Consider the following 18,302-nt stretch of genomic DNA (forward strand, 5'->3'; position numbering starts at 1 on the left):
AGGGAAAAGGAAATATTCGCCCTAAATTATTAGCGCGAAAACGGCTGGAACGCTAAAACGAATCGGTTATATGTCAGAAAATGTCTAGCTAAGCGTGGTTTTGGTAAAATAGACATTCTCTGCCGACAAACCTGACGCTTCCTCCATATTTCCTTCATTTTTACACCGTGACGGCTCGCTAAACTAGTATCCTGTAAGGAGTATCACTTTTGGCAACTGATTGCCCGCACGACTGTCTCTGGAGAGAATGCCCAACGCCATGAATACAAAACCCAAACGCCGCACACTGCTCTTGCGCCTGCTAGCCATAGTTATCGTGGTGCTTGGCGCCATTCTGATCTGGCGTCACTTTAGCGCGCCACAGGCTACCGGTGCAGCGCCGGGTGCGCAGCAGGCAGGTTCAGGCCCAGCAGGAGCCGCAGGCAGAGCCGGTGGTAGACGAGGGTCTCCCATGTCTCCAGTGCAGGCCGCCACCGCCACAGTGCAGAGCGTGCCGCGTTTCCTCTCGGGATTGGGCACCGCCACCGCGGCCAACACCGTGACCGTCACCAGCCGCGTCGATGGTCAATTGATGGCGATACACTTTACCGAAGGCCAACAGGTCAAGGCGGGAGACCTGCTGGTTGAGATCGACCCGCGCCCTTACGAAGTACAATTAACTCAGGCTCTGGGGCAGTTAGCCAAAGATCAGGCGACGCTGGCCAATGCCAAACGCGACCTCGCCCGTTACCAACAGTTGGCAAAAACCAATCTGGTATCGCGCCAGGAACTGGATACCCAGGAGTCATTGGTTCGCCAGACCGAAGGGGCTATCAAGGCCGATCTAGGGGCGGTGGACAGCGCCAAACTGCAAATAACCTACAGTAAGATCACCGCACCGATTGATGGCCGCGTGGGCCTTAAGCTGGTTGACGTGGGCAATTACATCGCCAGCGGCAGCACTACCGGCATCGTGGTGATCACCCAAACGCATCCGATCGATGTAGTCTTTACCCTACCGGAGAGCAATATCGCCGATCTGGTCAAAGCACAGAAAGCTGGCCCCGTGAGCGTCGAGGCATGGGACCGCACCAACCAGCAGTTGTTAACCACCGGTGAGTTATTGAGCCTGGATAACCAGATCGATACCGCGACGGGTACCATCAAACTGAAGGCTCGCTTCGACAATCAGGACGATGCGCTGTTCCCGAATCAGTTCGTTAACGCCCGGCTGAAGGTTGCCACCCTGCAAAATGCGGTGGTGATCCCCACCGCCGCGCTGCAAATGGGCAACGAAGGTAACTTCGTCTGGCTGCTGAGCGCAGACAATAAGGTCAGCAAACATCGGGTGACCGCCGGTATTCAGGATAGCCAGCAGGTGGTCATTAGTGCCGGGGTCAATGCGGGCGACCGCGTCGTCACCGACGGGATCGACCGCCTGACCGAAGGCATGCAGGTTGAAGTGGTGGCCCCTCATACATCGACGGCCACCCCGAATGCAGAACAACCGAAGCACCGCGCTAAACCTCAGGGGAACTCCTGATGCAGTCGATGTCCCCACATAGCGGAGGTGGGCCTTCCCGCCTGTTTATTCTTCGCCCAGTAGCCACCACGCTGTTTATGCTGGCTATCATGCTGGCCGGGATCATTGGCTATCGCTCACTGCCCGTTTCTGCCCTGCCGGAAGTGGATTACCCAACCATCCAGATCGTCACACTCTACCCTGGCGCCAGCCCGGATGTGGTCACCTCGGCGATCACCGCGCCGTTGGAGCGCCAGTTTGGCCAGATGTCCGGCCTTAAGCAGATGGCCTCGCAGAGCTCCGGTGGCGCCTCGGTGATCACCCTACAATTCCAGCTTGAACTGCCGCTGGACGTTGCCGAGCAGGAAGTGCAGGCGGCCATCAATGCCGCCACCAACCTGCTGCCCAACGATCTGCCCTACCCGCCGATTTACAGCAAGGTTAACCCGGCCGATCCACCGATCCTGACGCTGGCCGTCACCTCGACCGCCATGCCGATGACCCAGGTAGAAGACATGGTGGAAACCCGGGTGGCGCAAAAGATTTCGCAGGTTACCGGGGTCGGTCTGGTCACCATCTCCGGCGGCCAGCGCCCGGCCGTACGGGTGAAACTCAATGCTACGGCGGTCGCCGCCTATGGGCTGGATAGCGAAACCATTCGCACCGCCATCAGTAACGCCAACGTCAACTCGGCCAAAGGTAGCCTGGACGGCCCGACGCGTTCGGTCACACTCTCTGCCAACGATCAGATGAAAACCGCTGAGGATTACCGTCAGCTGATTATCGCCTATCAGAACGGAGCAGCCATCCGCCTGCAAGATATCGCCACCATTGAGCAAGGCGCAGAGAACAACCGCCTGGCGGCATGGGCCAATAAAGAACAGGCCATCGTGCTGAATATTCAGCGCCAACCGGGTGCCAACGTGATCACCACCGCCGACAGTATTCGCGAGATGCTACCAGAGCTGATCAAGAGCCTGCCAAAGTCGGTAGATGTGAAGGTGCTGACCGACCGCACCACCACCATCCGGGCCTCGGTCAGTGACGTACAGTTTGAGCTGCTGCTGGCGATCGCCCTGGTCATCATGGTGATCTACGTCTTCCTGCGTAACGTTCCCGCCACCATTATCCCGAGCGTGGCGGTGCCGCTTTCCCTGGTGGGCACCTTTGCCGTCATGTATTTCCTCGACTTCTCCATCAACAACCTGACGCTGATGGCGCTGACCATCGCCACCGGCTTTGTGGTGGATGACGCCATCGTGGTGATCGAGAATATCTCGCGCTATATCGAAAAAGGTGAAAAACCGCTCGACGCGGCGCTGAAAGGGGCAGGAGAGATCGGCTTTACCATTATCTCGCTGACCTTCTCGCTGGTAGCGGTGCTGATCCCACTGCTGTTTATGGGCGATATCGTTGGCCGTCTGTTCCGCGAGTTTGCGGTGACGCTGGCAGTGGCGATCCTGATTTCCGCACTGGTTTCGCTGACGCTGACGCCGATGATGTGCGCCCGGATGCTTAGCCACGAATCGTTGCGTAAGCAAAACCGTTTCTCTCGCGCTTGCGAGCGTTTCTTTGACCGGGTGATCGCCCAATACGGCGTGTGGCTGAAAGTGGTGCTGAACCATCAGTGGCTGACGTTAGGCGTCGTCTTCGGCACCATGGCGCTGACCGTGTTGCTGTATCTGCTGATGCCGAAAGGCTTCTTCCCGGTGCAGGATAACGGCATTATTCAGGGCACGCTGGAAGCGCCACAGAGCGTTTCATTCAGTAACATGGCCGAGCGCCAGCAGCAGGTTGCTGCCGAAATCCTCAAGGATCCGGCGGTAGAAAGCCTGACGTCCTTTGTTGGCGTGGACGGCAGCAACGCCACGCTCAACAGCGGCCGTTTGCAGATCAACCTTAAACCGCTGAGCGAACGGAGCGATCGCATCCCGGCGATCATTACCCGCCTGCAGCAACAGACGACGCAGTTCCCCGGCTTGAAGCTGTATCTGCAACCGGTGCAGGATCTGACCATCGACACCCAGGTGAGCCGCACGCAGTACCAGTTTACCCTTCAGGCGATGTCATTGGATGAACTCAGCCTGTGGGTGCCGAAGTTGATGGCCGAATTGCAGCAGGCCCCACAACTGGCCGAAGTGACCAGCAACTGGCAGGATCAGGGGCTGGTGGCCTATGTGAATGTCGACCGAGACTCGGCCTCGCGCCTTGGCATCACCATGAGCGATGTCGACAGCGCGCTGTATAACGCCTTCGGCCAGCGCCTGATCTCAACCATTTACACCCAGGCCAACCAATATCGGGTGGTACTGGAGCATGATGTCTCCAGCACACCAGGGCTTTCCGCGTTAAACGATATCCGCCTGACCAGCAGCAACGGCACCATCGTGCCATTAAGCACCATCGCCAAAATAGAGGAGCGCTTTGGCCCGCTGTCGATCAACCATCTCGATCAGTTCCCGTCGGCCACCGTGTCGTTTAACGTGGCCGGTAATTACTCGCTCGGGGAAGCGGTAGAGGCCATTACTCAGGCTGAGAAAGACCTCAACATGCCCAAAGACATCACCACCCAGTTCCAGGGCGCCACGCTAGCATTTCAGGCTGCCCTTGGTAGCACGCTGTGGCTGATCCTGGCGGCGGTGGTCGCGATGTATATCGTGCTGGGCGTGCTGTATGAGAGCTTTATCCACCCGGTGACCATTCTTTCGACCCTGCCCACCGCCGGTGTCGGGGCCCTGCTGGCGCTGATGCTCTCCGGCCATGAGCTGGATGTGATCGCCATTATCGGCATCATCTTGCTGATCGGCATCGTGAAAAAGAACGCCATCATGATGATCGACTTTGCATTGGCTGCCGAGCGTGAGCAAGGGATGACGCCGTACGACGCCATCTATCAGGCCTGCCTGCTGCGTTTTCGCCCGATCCTGATGACCACGCTGGCCGCGCTGCTGGGGGCATTGCCGCTGATGCTGAGTACCGGCGTCGGGGCCGAACTGCGCCGCCCGCTGGGCGTCTGTATGGTCGGTGGTCTGGTGATGAGCCAGATCCTGACGCTGTTCACCACGCCGGTGATTTACCTGCTGTTTGATAAATTGGCTCGCAATACCCACCGCCAGCCAGAACCGCAGGAGCTGCCGTGAAATTCTTTGCCCTGTTTATCTACCGGCCGGTTGCCACAACGCTGTTGACTCTGGCGATCACCATCGCCGGGGTGATTGGCTTTCGGCTGCTGCCGGTATCGCCGCTGCCGCAGGTGGATTTCCCCGTCATTCTGGTGAGCGCTTCGTTACCTGGCGCCGATCCGGAAACCATGGCCTCCTCGGTAGCTACACCGCTGGAACGGGCCCTGGGCCGGATCGCCGGGGTGAATGAAATGACCTCGACGAGTTCACTTGGCAGCACCAGAGTGATCCTACAGTTCGATCTCGATCGCGATATCAACGGGGCTGCACGTGACGTACAGGCTGCAATTAACGCCGCCCAAAGCCTGTTGCCTACCGGGATGCCAAGCCGACCCACCTATCGCAAGATCAACCCGTCCGACGCGCCAATCATGATCCTGACGCTGACTTCGGATACCTACAACCAAGGGCAGCTGTATGACTTCGCTTCAACACAGTTGGCGCAAAAGATTGCCCAGACGGAAGGCGTAGGCGATGTCTCGGTCGGCGGCAGTTCCCTACCTGCGGTACGCGTGGAGCTTAATCCCGGTGCCTTATTCAACCAGGGGATTTCACTGGATGCGGTAAGGCAAACCATCGCTAACGCCAACGTACGCCGCCCGCAAGGCGCGGTGGATGACCCACAGCAGCGCTGGCAGATCCAGGCCAACGACGAATTGAAAACCGCGGCGGCCTACCAGCCGTTGGTGATTCACTATAACAACGGCGCGGCGGTACGGCTGAGCGACGTGGCCAACGTCATCGATTCGGTCCAGGACGTACGCAACGCCGGGATGACCAACGCCAAACCGGCCATCATTCTCACCATCAGCCGTGCTCCCGGTGCCAATATCATTCAAACCGTGGATCGTATCCGCGCCGAGTTGCCCGCGTTGCGGGAGAACATCCCCGCCTCGATCGAACTGAGTATTGCCCAGGATCGCTCACCGACGATCCGTGCCTCACTGGCCGAAGTAGAGCAATCACTGGTGATCGCCATCGGGCTGGTGATCCTGGTGGTCTTCATCTTCCTGCGCTCTGGCCGCGCAACGCTGATCCCGGCAGTGGCCGTACCGGTTTCCCTGATCGGTTCCTTCGCCGCCATGTACCTTTGCGGCTTCAGCCTGAACAACTTGTCGCTGATGGCGCTCACCATCGCCACCGGCTTTGTGGTGGATGATGCCATCGTGGTGCTGGAAAACATTTCACGCCACGTCGAGGCCGGGATGAAACCAATCAAGGCCGCACTGCTAGGGGTACGAGAGGTCGGTTTCACCGTGCTTTCCATGAGCGTATCGCTGGTGGCGGTGTTTATCCCCTTGCTGTTTATGGCCGGCTTGCCAGGCAGGCTGTTCCGTGAATTTGCCGTGACGCTTTCGGTGTCGATCGGGCTTTCGTTACTGATTTCACTCACGCTGACGCCGATGATGTGCGCCTATCTGCTGCGCTACCAGCCACCGCGCGAACAGCGGCGTATTCGGGGTTTTGGCCGAATGTTGCTGGCTTTGCAGCAGGGCTATGGCCGCTCACTCAACTGGGTATTGGGCCATTCTCGCTGGGTAATGGCAGTGTTCCTGGCCACAATTGCCCTCAACGTCTGGCTGTACATCAGTATTCCAAAAACCTTCTTCCCCGAGCAGGATACCGGCCGCCTGATGGGCTTTATCCAGGCCGACCAGAGCATTTCGTTTCAGGCAATGCGCGGTAAGCTGCAAGAATTTATGAAGATCGTGCGGGAAGACAAGGACGTGGATAACGTCACCGGTTTCACCGGCGGTTCGCGCACCAATAGCGGCTCGATGTTTATCTCCCTCAAACCGCTGTCGGAACGCACCGATGATGCTCAGAAGGTGATCGCCCGCCTGCGTGCCAAACTGGCGAAAGAGCCGGGGGCCAGCCTGTTCCTGATGGCTGTACAAGACATTCGCGTTGGTGGGCGGCAGGCCAACGCCAGTTATCAATACACGCTGCTGGCCGACGATCTTGGCGCACTGCGCGAATGGGAACCGAAGATCCGCACCGCACTGGCAGCGTTGCCGGAGCTGGCGGACGTCAACTCCGATCAGCAGGACAAAGGCTCGGAAATGGATCTGACCTACGATCGCGAAACCATGTCGCGGCTGGGCATTTCGGTCAACGACGCCAACAACCTGCTCAACAACGCTTTCGGACAACGCCAGATTTCCACCATCTATCAGCCGCTGAACCAATACAAAGTGGTGATGGAGGTAGCTCCGCCCTATACCCAGGACGTGAGCTCGCTGGACAAAATGTTTGTGATCAACAGCAGCGGCCAGCCGATCCCGCTGTCTTACTTTGCCCAATGGCGGCCAGCCAACGCACCGCTGGCGGTGAACCATCAGGGGCTGTCGGCAGCCTCTACCATCTCGTTCAACCTGCCAGACGGTGGCAGCCTGTCCGAGGCGACGGCAGCCATCGAACGGACCATGACGCAGCTGGGAGTTCCCTCCACCGTGCGAGGCTCGTTTGCCGGTACCGCACAGGTGTTTCAGGAAACGCTGAAATCACAGCTGTTCCTGATCGCGGCGGCCATCGCCACGGTATATATCGTGCTAGGTATTTTGTATGAGAGCTATATCCATCCGCTGACCATACTGTCCACGCTACCTTCTGCCGGAGTCGGGGCATTGCTGGCACTGGAACTGTTTGACGCGCCGTTTAGCCTGATTGCGCTAATCGGGATTATGCTGTTGATTGGTATCGTTAAAAAGAATGCCATCATGATGGTCGACTTTGCCCTGGATGCGCAACGCAACGGCGGGATCAGCGCCCGTGAGGCCATCTTCCAGGCCTGCTTACTGCGTTTTCGCCCCATCATGATGACGACGTTGGCGGCCCTGTTTGGCGCCTTGCCGCTGGTTCTGACCAGCGGGGACGGGGCGGAGCTGAGGCAGCCGCTGGGGATCACCATCGCCGGGGGGCTGCTGATGAGCCAATTGTTGACGCTGTATACCACGCCGGTGATCTATCTGTACTTTGACCGCTTGCAGATGAAGTTCTGTCGCGGTAAAAAACTGACGCCGCTGCCTCACTGATCGGCAGCAACGCGGGAGATAAGGGCCTATGAGATGAACATCAAACCCAGCGCCCCACCAGGGTCCACCTCGGTGCGATGGCAGCTGTGGATCGTGGCTTTCGGCTTCTTTATGCAGACGCTGGATACCACCATCGTCAATACCGCGCTGCCCTCCATGGCAGCCAGCCTGGGGGAAAACCCGCTGCGCATGCAGTCGGTGATTGTTTCCTATGTGCTGACGGTCGCAGTGATGCTACCTGCCAGCGGATGGCTGGCGGATCGGGTAGGTGTCAAACGGGTGTTCTTCAGCGCCATCGTGCTGTTCACGCTTGGGTCGATCCTGTGCGCCCGTTCGGAAACCCTGAATGAGCTGGTGGCCTCCCGCGTGATACAGGGCATCGGCGGCGCGATGATGGTGCCGGTCGGCAGGCTGACGGTGATGAAAATCGTCCCGCGTGAACAGTATATGGCGGCGATGACCTTCGTCACCCTGCCCGGCCAGATCGGCCCGCTGATGGGACCCGCCTTGGGGGGCTTTCTGGTGCAATACGCCAGTTGGCACTGGATCTTCCTGATCAACATTCCCGTGGGGATCGCCGGAGCGATTGCCACCGCGCTGCTGATGCCCAATTACACCATGCAGACCCGGCGTTTCGATATCAGCGGCTTTATCATGTTGGCAATTGGCATGGCGACGCTGACGCTGGCGCTCGACGGGCATAAAGGCATGGGGCTTTCCTCTGCCACCATCGCCGGGCTGGTGGCAATGGGTTGCGCTGCGCTGGCTGGTTACTGGTTGCATGCCCGAGGTAACAGCCGGGCGCTGTTCTCACTACGACTATTCAAGACGGCAACCTACCGCATCGGTCTGACCGGCAGCCTGTTGGGGCGGATCGGCAGCGGTATGTTGCCCTTTATGACCCCGTTGTTTTTGCAAGTGGGCATGGGATTTTCCCCGTTCCACGCCGGATTGATGATGATCCCGATGATCATCGGCAGCATGGGCATGAAGCGCATCGTGGTGCAGGTGGTTAACCGCTTCGGTTATCGCAATGTACTGGTGGCCGCCACCCTGATGCTGGCGCTGGTCACCCTGAGTTTTCCGCTGGTGGCGATGCTGGGCTGGGTTTATCTGCTGCCAGTGGTACTGTTCTTCCAGGGTATGGTTAACTCCCTGCGTTTTTCCGCCATGAATACCCTGACGCTGAAAGATCTGCCCGATCGGCTCGCCAGCAGCGGCAACAGCCTGCTGTCGATGGTGATGCAGCTATCCATGAGCCTGGGCGTCAGCATTGCCGGGATCCTGATTGGCAGCTTCGCGCATCATCAGGTGGTGGCCGATAGCCCGGCTATCCACAACGCCTTTATCTACAGCTATGGCTGCATGGCGCTGATTATTGCCCTGCCGGCGCTGGCTTTCGCCCGCGTACCGACCGACATCGCCCCCAACCGCACGTTGACCAAAGAGCCGGGCACCGGCTCCACGAGGAAACAATGAGAATTGGAATAACCGGCAAGCTGTTCATGGCGATCTTCGCCACCTGCATGTTGGTGTTGATCACCATGCACTGGGGCGTACGCGTCAGCTTTGAACGGGGTTTTATCGATTACATCAAGCACAGCAATGAGCAGCGCATCAGCATGCTCGGTGACGCGTTGGAAGATCAGTATCGCCGCCACGGCAACTGGGAATTTCTGCGTAACAACGATCAGGTGGTGTATCAGATTATGCGTTCGTTTGAGCAGAACAGCGACAGTAGCCACAATCTGCCCCCCAAGGGCTGGCGCACCCAATTCTGGGTGGTGGACAGTCAATATAACCGGTTGGTAGGCCATTCCGGCCCGATCCCGAAAGAAAGTACCCGACACCCGATTCATTACAACAATCAGATCGTCGGTTGGGTAGTGGCTACTCCACCGGAAAAGCTGACGCGCAATGCGGACATCAACTTCGATCGCCAACAGAAGCGCACCAGCTGGATGATCGTTGGGCTATCTACCTTGTTGGCGGCGGCAGTCACCTGGCTGATGTCGCGCGGCCTGCTGGCACCGGTTAAACGCCTGGTTGCTGGTACCCATCGGCTAGCGGCGGGTGATTTCAGCGCTCGGGTGGCGGTCAGCAGCCAAGATGAGCTGGGTCGGCTAGCACAGGATTTCAACCAGCTTGCCACCTCGCTGGAAAAGAACGAACAGATGCGGCGGGCGCTAATGGCGGATGTTTCCCACGAGCTGCGTACCCCACTGGCGGTACTGCGTGGTGAGTTAGAGGCGCTGCAAGACGGCGTTCGCCAACCCACACCGGCTTCGCTCAGTTCGCTACAGGCGGAAGTCTCAACCCTCACCAAATTGGTGGACGATCTGCACCAGCTGTCACTCTCCGATCTCGGTGCCCTCGCCTACCGTAAATTGCCGGTAGATTGTGTGCATCTGGTGCAGATCGCAGTGGCGGCCTTCCGTGAACGTTTTCATACCAAACAGTTGGAAATCGTCACCTATCTACCGGAACAGATGCCACTGTTTGGCGATCCTGACCGACTGCTCCAGTTATTCAACAACCTGTTGGAAAACAGCCAACGCTATACCGATGCCGGTGGTCGGCTGGAGATTGGTATCGAACGCCTGCCGGGAATGGTGCGGATTTACTGGCAGGACAGCGCCCCAGGGGTGAATGACGAGCAGTTGGCTCTCATCTTCGAACGCTTTTATCGCACTGAAGGATCGCGTAACCGCGCCAGCGGCGGTTCGGGGCTGGGGCTCTCCATCTGTCAGAACATTGTGGAGGCACATGGCGGCGAGATCCGCGCACAACACTCGCCTTTAGGCGGCGTGCGCATTACAGTAGATTTCCCCATCTCTGGTGAATAATAAGGTTGTTTGATGGAAAACCAAAATCAGCCACTACAAATCTTGATTGTGGAAGATGAACCCAAGCTGGGCCAACTGTTGGTAGATTATCTGCAGGCTGCTGGCTACGCCACCCGCTGGCTGAGCAACGGCAGCGAGGTGATCCCGGCGGTGCATGAGCATCCACCGGCGCTTATTTTGCTGGATTTGATGCTGCCAGGCTGCGATGGCTTAACCGTTTGCCGTGAGCTACGCCGTTTTACCGATATCCCCGTCATCATGGTGACCGCCAAAATCGAGGAGATCGACCGCCTGCTGGGGCTGGAGATCGGGGCGGATGACTACATCTGCAAGCCTTACAGCCCGCGCGAAGTGGTTGCCAGGGTGAAAACCATCCTGCGCCGTTGCTATCGGCCCCAGGAACATAGCGATGATGATTCACTGTTGCAGATTGATGAGCCACGCTTTCAGGCCAGCTATCAGGGCCATATCCTGGATCTGACTCCGGCGGAATTCCGCCTGCTGAAAACCCTGGCCTGCCAGCCGGGCAACGTGTTTTCACGCGAACAGCTGTTGAACAATCTGTACGACGATTACCGGGTGGTGACAGACCGTACCATCGATAGCCATATCAAGAACCTGCGCCGCAAGCTGGAGCTGATCGACGGCGACAAGGCGTTTATCCGTTCGGTCTACGGGGTGGGCTACCGCTGGGAAGCCGAACAGTGTCGGCTGGTCAATGGGCTGTGACGCTTACAGCGTCCAGTCTTCCACCTCAAGCTCCGCGACCATAGTGAAAGCCCGATCGCTGGTCACTATGGTTGCGCCACGGCTTACCGCATGTGCGGCAATAAGCTGATCCAACGCCCCCATCGGTCTGCCTTGTTTTTCCATACTTGCGCGCATGACACCATAGCAATGCGCCGCCGCAGAGTCCCAGGAGTAAACGGTGACGGCGTCCAGGAACATCATCACCGTCTGTTTTAGCGCCTTGTTCTGCCGCTTGGCGACACCATAAAGCAGTTCCGCCTGGGTTATGCTGGAAATACACACCGACGATGGCGGTACCCGGCCCATAGCCGCAAGCAGCCGGGGATGTTGACGAAAAAGCTGGCTCACCGTGTTAGTGTCGAACATATACATGACTTACTGTTCCTCCTTGAACGGATCCCGTTCTGCTACCCCTTGCTGGCGATCGTCAGCAGTCAGGAAGTCAGCAGGAACCGCCACGTTTTGCAGCATGGTCAGTAGCGGTTGCCAGGAGTCCAATTTCATTGGATGCTTCGACAAGATAACGTTACCCTGTTCATCCCGGCGAATATAAACCTGATCGACATCGAATTCGAATTCCACTGGCAATCTCACCGCCTGATTTCTACCGTTTTTAAAAAGCTTGGCGACTCTTTCCATATTGCACCTCCTCACGCTGGCATAGGCCAAAGCATATGCCTATTTTGAGTGGATGCCAAGGCCAAGCTGCCTGTTTTTTGTTCGCATAAGGAATGCGGATATCAGCCACCCTATCCTCTCAACGTAGCAAAATCATCTGCCTCCTAACGTTTTATGCCAACGATGCGAACCGCTACGCAATCGCCAATGTAACCAGGGGCAACCTCCCTCCAGCCCAACCTGGCAACGAATACAACAAGCCACCCATTTCTGTGCACTGGTACGCATTACTTCACCGTTAAAAAAACGCTTGCTGAGACATTAGCTACACTTATCTCTCTTATTGGCACTAATCAGGAGCAGGACCATGGCAAGCGGACATTATGAGCTGACAAAATCGAGCAACGGGCAATATCACTTCAACCTGAAGGCCAGCAATGGCGAGATCATTCTCTCCAGCGAGATGTATGCCAGCAAAGCCTCGGCGGAAAACGGGATTGCGTCCGTGCAAACCAATTCGCCTCATGAGGCGCAGTTTGAAGTGAAAATCAGCAGCAACAACAAACCCTATTTCGTGCTGAAAGCCAAAAACCATCAGGTGATTGGCACCAGCCAGATGTACAGCTCGGATAGCGCAGCGAAAGGCGGGATTCAGTCAGTGATCAAGAATGGCCCAACCACAGACGTGCGTGATTTAAGCGTATAAATCTCATCCGGCCTGCGCGCGGTATCCACTACCGCGCGGTTTTTCTGATGATGAAGATCAATCTCCCTTGAAAATTTCCGGTTAATTGCTGATTTCTTGGCGGGCTGCCGCTACAATCCCCCGCTTTCACTGCGCCATTGGGTGGCGCGGTGCTGACCTGAAATCAGACCGAGAATCACTATGTTTACACCAGAACTCCTCTCCCCGGCGGGAACGCTGAAAAACATGCGTTACGCCTTTGCCTATGGGGCCGATGCGGTTTACGCTGGCCAGCCGCGTTACAGCCTGCGGGTACGTAATAACGAATTTAACCACGAGAACCTGCAGCTCGGGATTAACGAAGCCCATGCGCTAGGCAAAAGGTTCTACGTGGTGGTTAACATCGCGCCACACAACGCCAAACTGAAAACCTTCCTGCGTGACCTGAAACCGGTGATCGACATGGGCCCGGACGCGCTAATCATGTCCGACCCCGGTTTGATCATGATGGTGCGCGAAGCCTTCCCGCAGATGGACATTCACCTCTCGGTGCAGGCTAACGCGGTCAACTGGGCAACGGTGAAGTTCTGGCAGCAGATGGGCTTGACGCGAGTGATCCTTTCCCGCGAGCTGTCGCTGGATGAAGTGGCAGAAATCCGTAGCCAGGTACCAGAAATGGAGCTGGAGATCTTCGTGCATGGCGCACTGTGCATGGCCTATTCCGGCCGCTGCCTGCTTTCCGGTTACATCAACAAACGCGATCCCAACCAAGGCACCTGCACCAATGCCTGCCGCTGGCAGTACAAGGCAGAAGAAGGCAAGGAAGACGATACCGGCAGCATCGTGCATCTGCATGAGCCTATCGCGGTGCAAAACGTTGAGCCGACGCTGGGCATTGGCGCACCAACCGATAAAGTCTTTATGCTTTCCGAAGCGCAGAAACCCGGCGAGTACATGAGCGCGTTTGAGGACGAGCACGGCACCTACATCATGAACTCAAAAGATCTGCGTGCCATCCAGCACGTAGAGCGACTCACCCAGTTGGGCGTACATTCGCTGAAGATTGAAGGCCGTACCAAGTCGTTTTATTACTGCGCCCGTACCGCACAGGTTTATCGCCGTGCCATTGACGACGCCGTTGCCGGTAAGCCCTTCGACCCAAGCCTGCTAACCACGCTGGAAGGCCTGGCTCATCGTGGCTATACCGAAGGTTTCCTGCGCCGTCATACGCATGATGCCCACCAGAACTATGATTACGGTTCCTCCATTTCCGAACTGCAGCAGTTTGTCGGAGAATTTACCGGGGTGCGCCGTAACGGCTGGGCAGAAGTGGATGTAAAAAATAAATTCCTGGTCGGTGACAGCGTAGAGATGATGACGCCAGGGGGTAACGTGTTGTTTACCCTGGAAAGCCTGCAGAACAAGAAGGGCGAGACGATCGATGTCGCTCCGGGCAACGGCCATATCGTTTATTTGCCGATCCCCGAGGATATCGACCTCAATTATGCGTTGTTGATCCGCAATTTGCCGCAGGACGATAGCCAGAACGGTTAAGATGTTTATCGCCACCCACCTGGGTGGCAATTTTTGGCAAATATTAGAATCAGATCACATCAATTAGCGCGCAGCTTGGTTATTATCAGGCTGCTTAAAACTAATAACGAAAATATTTGCATAGCAATACTAGGAACCACCTCCTTAGCCAGCCCAATCTCCCTTGGGTTGGCCTTTTCTTTTTTATCCCCTTAAATTTCAATCAGCTGAGAATTTCATTGGTTTTTTTAGGATATTTCTTGCATTGCGCCAAGCGGCTTATCATTTTCCCTGCAATATATAAATTATTCTATAGCGATTAATAAGGTCGTTAATACCAACGCTTAACTTGCGTGAAAGAAAGGTATTTCCCCCCATTGGGCATTGATTATATAAATACCCTGTAGCAGCCAAACGCGGCATTACCTGAATATTCTTATGGCCCGCTACCGGATTGTGGTTTATCGTTAATGGCTTGGTTTAGGGTTCAAACTACTGGGAAGCCCCACCTGGCCACCGTTTGACAGCCGATTCGTTTTTCGCCATAAGGATCAGGAATGCACCAATATGCACCAGCACTGCTTATCATCAATGGTAAAAGCTCCGGCAACGAGGAAGTTCGCGCAGCGGTGAACCTGCTGCGCCATGAGGGCCAGACCCTGCATGTCCGCGTCACCTGGGAACTGGGGGATGCCGCTCGTTACGTCAAAGAGGCTAGCCAACTGAGGGTTGAAACCGTGATCGCCGGGGGTGGCGACGGTACCATCAACGAGGTCGCTGCCGCATTGGCACAACTGCCCGCAGAGTTTCGCCCAATACTCGGCATACTGCCGCTGGGCACCGCCAACGACTTTGCTACCGCCTGCTCTATTCCCTTACAACCAGATTTGGCCTTGCAGTTAGCCATCAAGGGCCGAGCGGTGCCGATCGATCTGGCCAAGGTCAATGACGAGCGCTATTTCATCAATATGGCGACCGGCGGCTTTGGCACCCGCATTACCACCGAAACCCCAGAAAAACTGAAGGCTGCGCTGGGGGGCGTTTCCTATTTCATTCACGGCCTGCTGCGCCTGGATGCGCTGAAAGCCGACAGCTGCGAGATCCGTGGGCCAGATTTCCATTGGGCCGGAGAAGCGCTGGTGATCGGTATCGGCAACGGTAGGCAGGCCGGGGGTGGGCAGAAACTTTGCCCTGGCGCGTTGATCAACGATGGTTTATTGCAGGTGCGCCTGCTCACCGCCGAAGAGTTGCTGCCTACGCTGGTCAATATCTTGTTCAGCGGTGAGGAAAACAGCAACGTAGTTGATGCCTCATTGCCATGGCTGGAAATCACCGCGCCGCATGAAATCACCTTTAACCTTGATGGCGAACCGCTGACGGGCCGTGATTTCCGCATTGAGGTACTGCCTGATGCTATCGAGTGCCGCTTACCGCCAAATTGCGATCTGCTGGGATAAGCAAATAAGCCACGTGCTCAGATCGAGCAAGCTTTAGCCCGGCGTAACGCCCCTCACCCTAACCCTCTCCCACAGGGAGAGGGGACAGTATGTGCTACAAATTAGCTCCTACGCTCAACAGCAGCATCGTAAAAAACCCCAACTAATTGATGGGGTTACCAAGTTACAAATTATCATCCGCACCTGACCGCATCACCGAATCAGCTCCCTCTCCCTGTGGGAGAGGGTTGGGGTGAGGGGCTGGTGCTACAAATTAACTCCCGTTCCTGAACACGCCTGCGAACCCACATCCCTCTTTTTACCTCAAGATAAAACCACCACCCCACGTCTGCGATCCACCCATAACTGTGATCTCCAGCGGCAATTCTCACAAATCATACTTGTATGGTAGTCAGTTCAAGGTTAATTTCCGCCCATACGTTATCAGCAACAACAGGATGTGGAAGTCATGAAAATTGTTAAAGCCGAGGTGTTTGTCACCTGCCCGGGAAGAAATTTCGTCACCTTGAAGATCACTACCGACTGCGGGCTAACCGGGATCGGCGATGCAACCCTGAACGGCCGCGAACTGCCGGTCGCGTCTTATCTGGAAGATCACGTCTGCCCGCAGCTGATTGGCCGCGATGCTCATCAAATTGAAGATATCTGGCAGTACTTCTACAAAGGTGCTTACTGGCGCCGTGGCCCGGTGACCATGTCGGCCATCTCTGCGGTGGATACGGCATTGTGGGATATCAAAGCCAAAGCGGCCAATATGCCGCTGTACCAGTTGCTGGGTGGCGCTTCACGTACCGGCGTCATGGTGTATTGCCATACCACCGGCCACTCGATTGACGAAGTGCTGGACGATTATGCCAAGCACAAGGAGCTGGGCTTCAAGGCAATCCGCGCACAATGCGGCGTCCCAGGCATGAAAACCACCTACGGCATGGCCAAGGGCAAAGGCCTGGCGTATGAGCCTGCGACCAAAGGTAACTGGCCGGAAGAGCAGCTGTGGTCAACCGAGAAATACCTCGACTTCACCCCGAAACTTTTTGCAGCCGTACGTGACAAATTCGGTTTTGACGAACACCTGCTGCACGATATGCATCACCGCCTGACGCCGATCGAAGCGGCCCGCTTTGGCAAAAGCGTTGAGCAATATCGCCTGTTCTGGATGGAAGATCCTACCCCGGCCGAAAACCAGGAGTGCTTCCGCCTGATCCGCCAACATACCGTGACCCCGATTGCGGTCGGTGAGGTGTTCAACAGCATCTGGGATTGCAAACAGCTGATAGAAGAGCAACTGATCGATTACATCCGTACCACCATCACCCACGCCGGGGGCATCACCGGCATGCGCCGTATCGCCGATTTCGCTTCGCTGTATCAGGTGCGTACCGGCTCACACGGCCCTTCCGATCTCTCGCCAATCTGCATGGCGGCAGCGTTGCACTTTGACCTGTGGGTGCCGAACTTCGGCGTGCAGGAATATATGGGCTACTCCGAACAGATGCTGGAGGTGTTCCCACATAACTGGACGTTCGACAACGGCTACATGCATCCGGGCGAAAAACCAGGGTTGGGCATCGAGTTTGACGAAAAACTAGCTGCCAAATATCCCTACGATCCAGCCTACCTGCCGGTAGCGCGTCTGGAAGACGGCACCCTGTGGAACTGGTAAACCGAGGAATTTCTATGAAAAGCATTACTGTTCAACAGCCAGGGCAATTGGTGATCGAAGAACGCCCATTGCCATCGCCGCAGCAAGGTGAAGTCCGGATCCGTGTGGCTAGTGCCGGGATCTGCGGTTCCGACGTGCATATCTATCAGGGCCATAATCCGTTTGCCAAATACCCGCGCGTGATCGGCCATGAGTTCTTTGGCCATATCGATGCTATCGGCGAAGGTGTCGACCCGTCACGCATCGGAGAACGCGTAGTGGGCGATCCGGTTGTCAGTTGCGGCCATTGCTATCCCTGCTCGGTGGGCAGACCAAACGTCTGCACCGAACTGCAGGTCATCGGGGTGCACCGTGACGGCGGGTTCAGCGAATTTGTGACGCTACCGGCCAAAAATGCCCATCTAGTACCGGACAGCATTCCAGACAACGAAGCCACGATGGTCGAACCCTTCACCATTGCTGCCAACATCTGTAGCCAACTGCAACCTGGCCCGTTAGATGTGGCCTTGGTGTATGGTGCCGGACCTATGGGCCTAACCTCCATTCAGGCGCTGAGCGGCGTTTACGGCGTTAAACAGATTGTGGTAGCTGACCGTATCGATGAGCGCCTGGCGATGGCCACTGCCAACGGCGCGGATGTGGTGATCAACAACAGCCAGCTGGATTTGGCCAGCGAGTTACAAAAACTCGGCATCCGGCCAACGCTGATCATCGATGCTGCCTGCCACCCGGCCATTCTGCCGGAGGCAATCGGCTTGGCTTCTCCCGCCGCACGCATTGGCATTATGGGCTTCTCTGCCGAACCCTGCGTGATCAGCCAGCAAGCCATTACCAGTAAAGAGATCTCGATTTACAGCTCACGCCTTAACAGCAACCGCTTCCCGCAGGTGATTGCCTGGATGGCGCAACGCCAGATCCAACCAGTGAAACTGATCACCCATCAGTTTACGTTTACGCAAGTGCTTGACGCGATGGAGATCTTCGAAAAAGACCAAAAGCAGTGCTGTAAAGTTTTACTGAAATTCTGACCTG

General features: G+C 56.5%; 13 protein-coding genes. 11 read left to right on the forward strand and 2 right to left on the reverse strand.

The genetic code is table 11. The annotated features are described in order from the left end of the window. Positions 1-259: 259 nt before the first annotated feature. The 6 genes from KGP17_RS19705 to baeR are packed head-to-tail and all read left to right on the forward strand — an operon-like array spanning position 260 to position 11,293. Positions 260-1,522 (forward strand): MdtA/MuxA family multidrug efflux RND transporter periplasmic adaptor subunit, encoded by a 1,263-nt coding sequence (locus KGP17_RS19705; protein WP_037376405.1) that lies wholly within the window; start codon positions 260-262, stop codon positions 1,520-1,522. Next, positions 1,522-4,641: an MdtB/MuxB family multidrug efflux RND transporter permease subunit gene (locus tag KGP17_RS19710; protein ID WP_223498187.1), complete on the forward strand. Its 3,120-nt coding sequence runs from the start codon at positions 1,522-1,524 to the stop codon at positions 4,639-4,641. Before KGP17_RS19705 ends, KGP17_RS19710 begins: the two co-directional genes overlap by 1 nt. Continuing rightward, a complete protein-coding gene (mdtC, locus tag KGP17_RS19715) occupies positions 4,638-7,718 on the forward strand; it encodes a multidrug efflux RND transporter permease subunit MdtC (protein WP_223498188.1) in 3,081 nt (1,026 codons plus the stop codon). The genes KGP17_RS19710 and mdtC overlap by 4 nt, the downstream gene beginning before the upstream one ends. Positions 7,719-7,751: 33 nt before the next feature. Next, on the forward strand, positions 7,752-9,197 hold the full coding sequence (locus KGP17_RS19720; RefSeq protein WP_223498189.1) for an MFS transporter: 1,446 nt from the start codon (positions 7,752-7,754) through the stop codon (positions 9,195-9,197). Next, on the forward strand, positions 9,194-10,564 hold the full coding sequence (gene baeS, locus KGP17_RS19725) for a two-component system sensor histidine kinase BaeS (protein WP_179247664.1): 1,371 nt from the start codon (positions 9,194-9,196) through the stop codon (positions 10,562-10,564). The genes KGP17_RS19720 and baeS overlap by 4 nt, the downstream gene beginning before the upstream one ends. A 12-nt stretch (positions 10,565-10,576) precedes the next feature. Beyond that, positions 10,577-11,293 carry a two-component system response regulator BaeR gene (gene baeR / locus KGP17_RS19730; protein WP_021807142.1) on the forward strand — a complete coding sequence of 239 codons (717 nt, stop codon included), beginning with the start codon at positions 10,577-10,579 and terminating at the stop codon, positions 11,291-11,293. Between the two features lie 3 nt (positions 11,294-11,296). On the opposite strand, the gene KGP17_RS19735 is transcribed toward baeR, so the two are convergent. Together KGP17_RS19735 and KGP17_RS19740 are read right to left on the reverse strand one after the other, a co-directional pair. Beyond that, positions 11,297-11,686 carry a type II toxin-antitoxin system VapC family toxin gene (locus KGP17_RS19735; RefSeq protein ID WP_021807143.1) on the reverse strand — a complete coding sequence of 130 codons (390 nt, stop codon included), beginning with the start codon at positions 11,684-11,686 and terminating at the stop codon, positions 11,297-11,299. Between the two features lie 3 nt (positions 11,687-11,689). After that, positions 11,690-11,953: an antitoxin gene (locus tag KGP17_RS19740; protein ID WP_021178792.1), complete on the reverse strand. Its 264-nt coding sequence runs from the start codon at positions 11,951-11,953 to the stop codon at positions 11,690-11,692. A gap of 346 nt (positions 11,954-12,299) precedes the next feature. Here KGP17_RS19740 and KGP17_RS19745 point away from each other — a divergent pair, with 346 nt between their 5' ends. From KGP17_RS19745 to KGP17_RS19765, 5 genes are all read left to right on the forward strand, one after another. Next, on the forward strand, positions 12,300-12,638 hold the full coding sequence (locus KGP17_RS19745; RefSeq protein WP_021178793.1) for a YegP family protein: 339 nt from the start codon (positions 12,300-12,302) through the stop codon (positions 12,636-12,638). A gap of 180 nt (positions 12,639-12,818) precedes the next feature. Next, positions 12,819-14,171, forward strand: coding sequence for a tRNA 5-hydroxyuridine modification protein YegQ (yegQ, locus tag KGP17_RS19750; RefSeq protein WP_021178794.1), 1,353 nt, complete (start codon positions 12,819-12,821; stop codon positions 14,169-14,171). A 536-nt stretch (positions 14,172-14,707) separates the two neighbouring features. Next, positions 14,708-15,607, forward strand: a complete 900-nt coding sequence (yegS, locus tag KGP17_RS19755; RefSeq protein WP_059201495.1) for a lipid kinase YegS — start codon at positions 14,708-14,710, stop codon at positions 15,605-15,607. 448 nt (positions 15,608-16,055) lie between these two features. Next, positions 16,056-17,270: a D-mannonate dehydratase ManD gene (gene manD / locus KGP17_RS19760; RefSeq protein ID WP_021178796.1), complete on the forward strand. Its 1,215-nt coding sequence runs from the start codon at positions 16,056-16,058 to the stop codon at positions 17,268-17,270. 14 nt (positions 17,271-17,284) lie between these two features. After that, the gene (locus tag KGP17_RS19765; RefSeq protein ID WP_223498190.1) at positions 17,285-18,298 is read left to right on the forward strand and encodes a Zn-dependent oxidoreductase; all 1,014 of its coding nucleotides are present in this window, start codon (positions 17,285-17,287) and stop codon (positions 18,296-18,298) included. The last annotated feature ends 4 nt before the right edge of the window (positions 18,299-18,302 follow it).

The sequence above is a fragment of the Serratia sp. JSRIV001 genome (genome assembly GCF_019968745.1).
Classification (GTDB): domain Bacteria; phylum Pseudomonadota; class Gammaproteobacteria; order Enterobacterales; family Enterobacteriaceae; genus Chania; species Chania fonticola_B.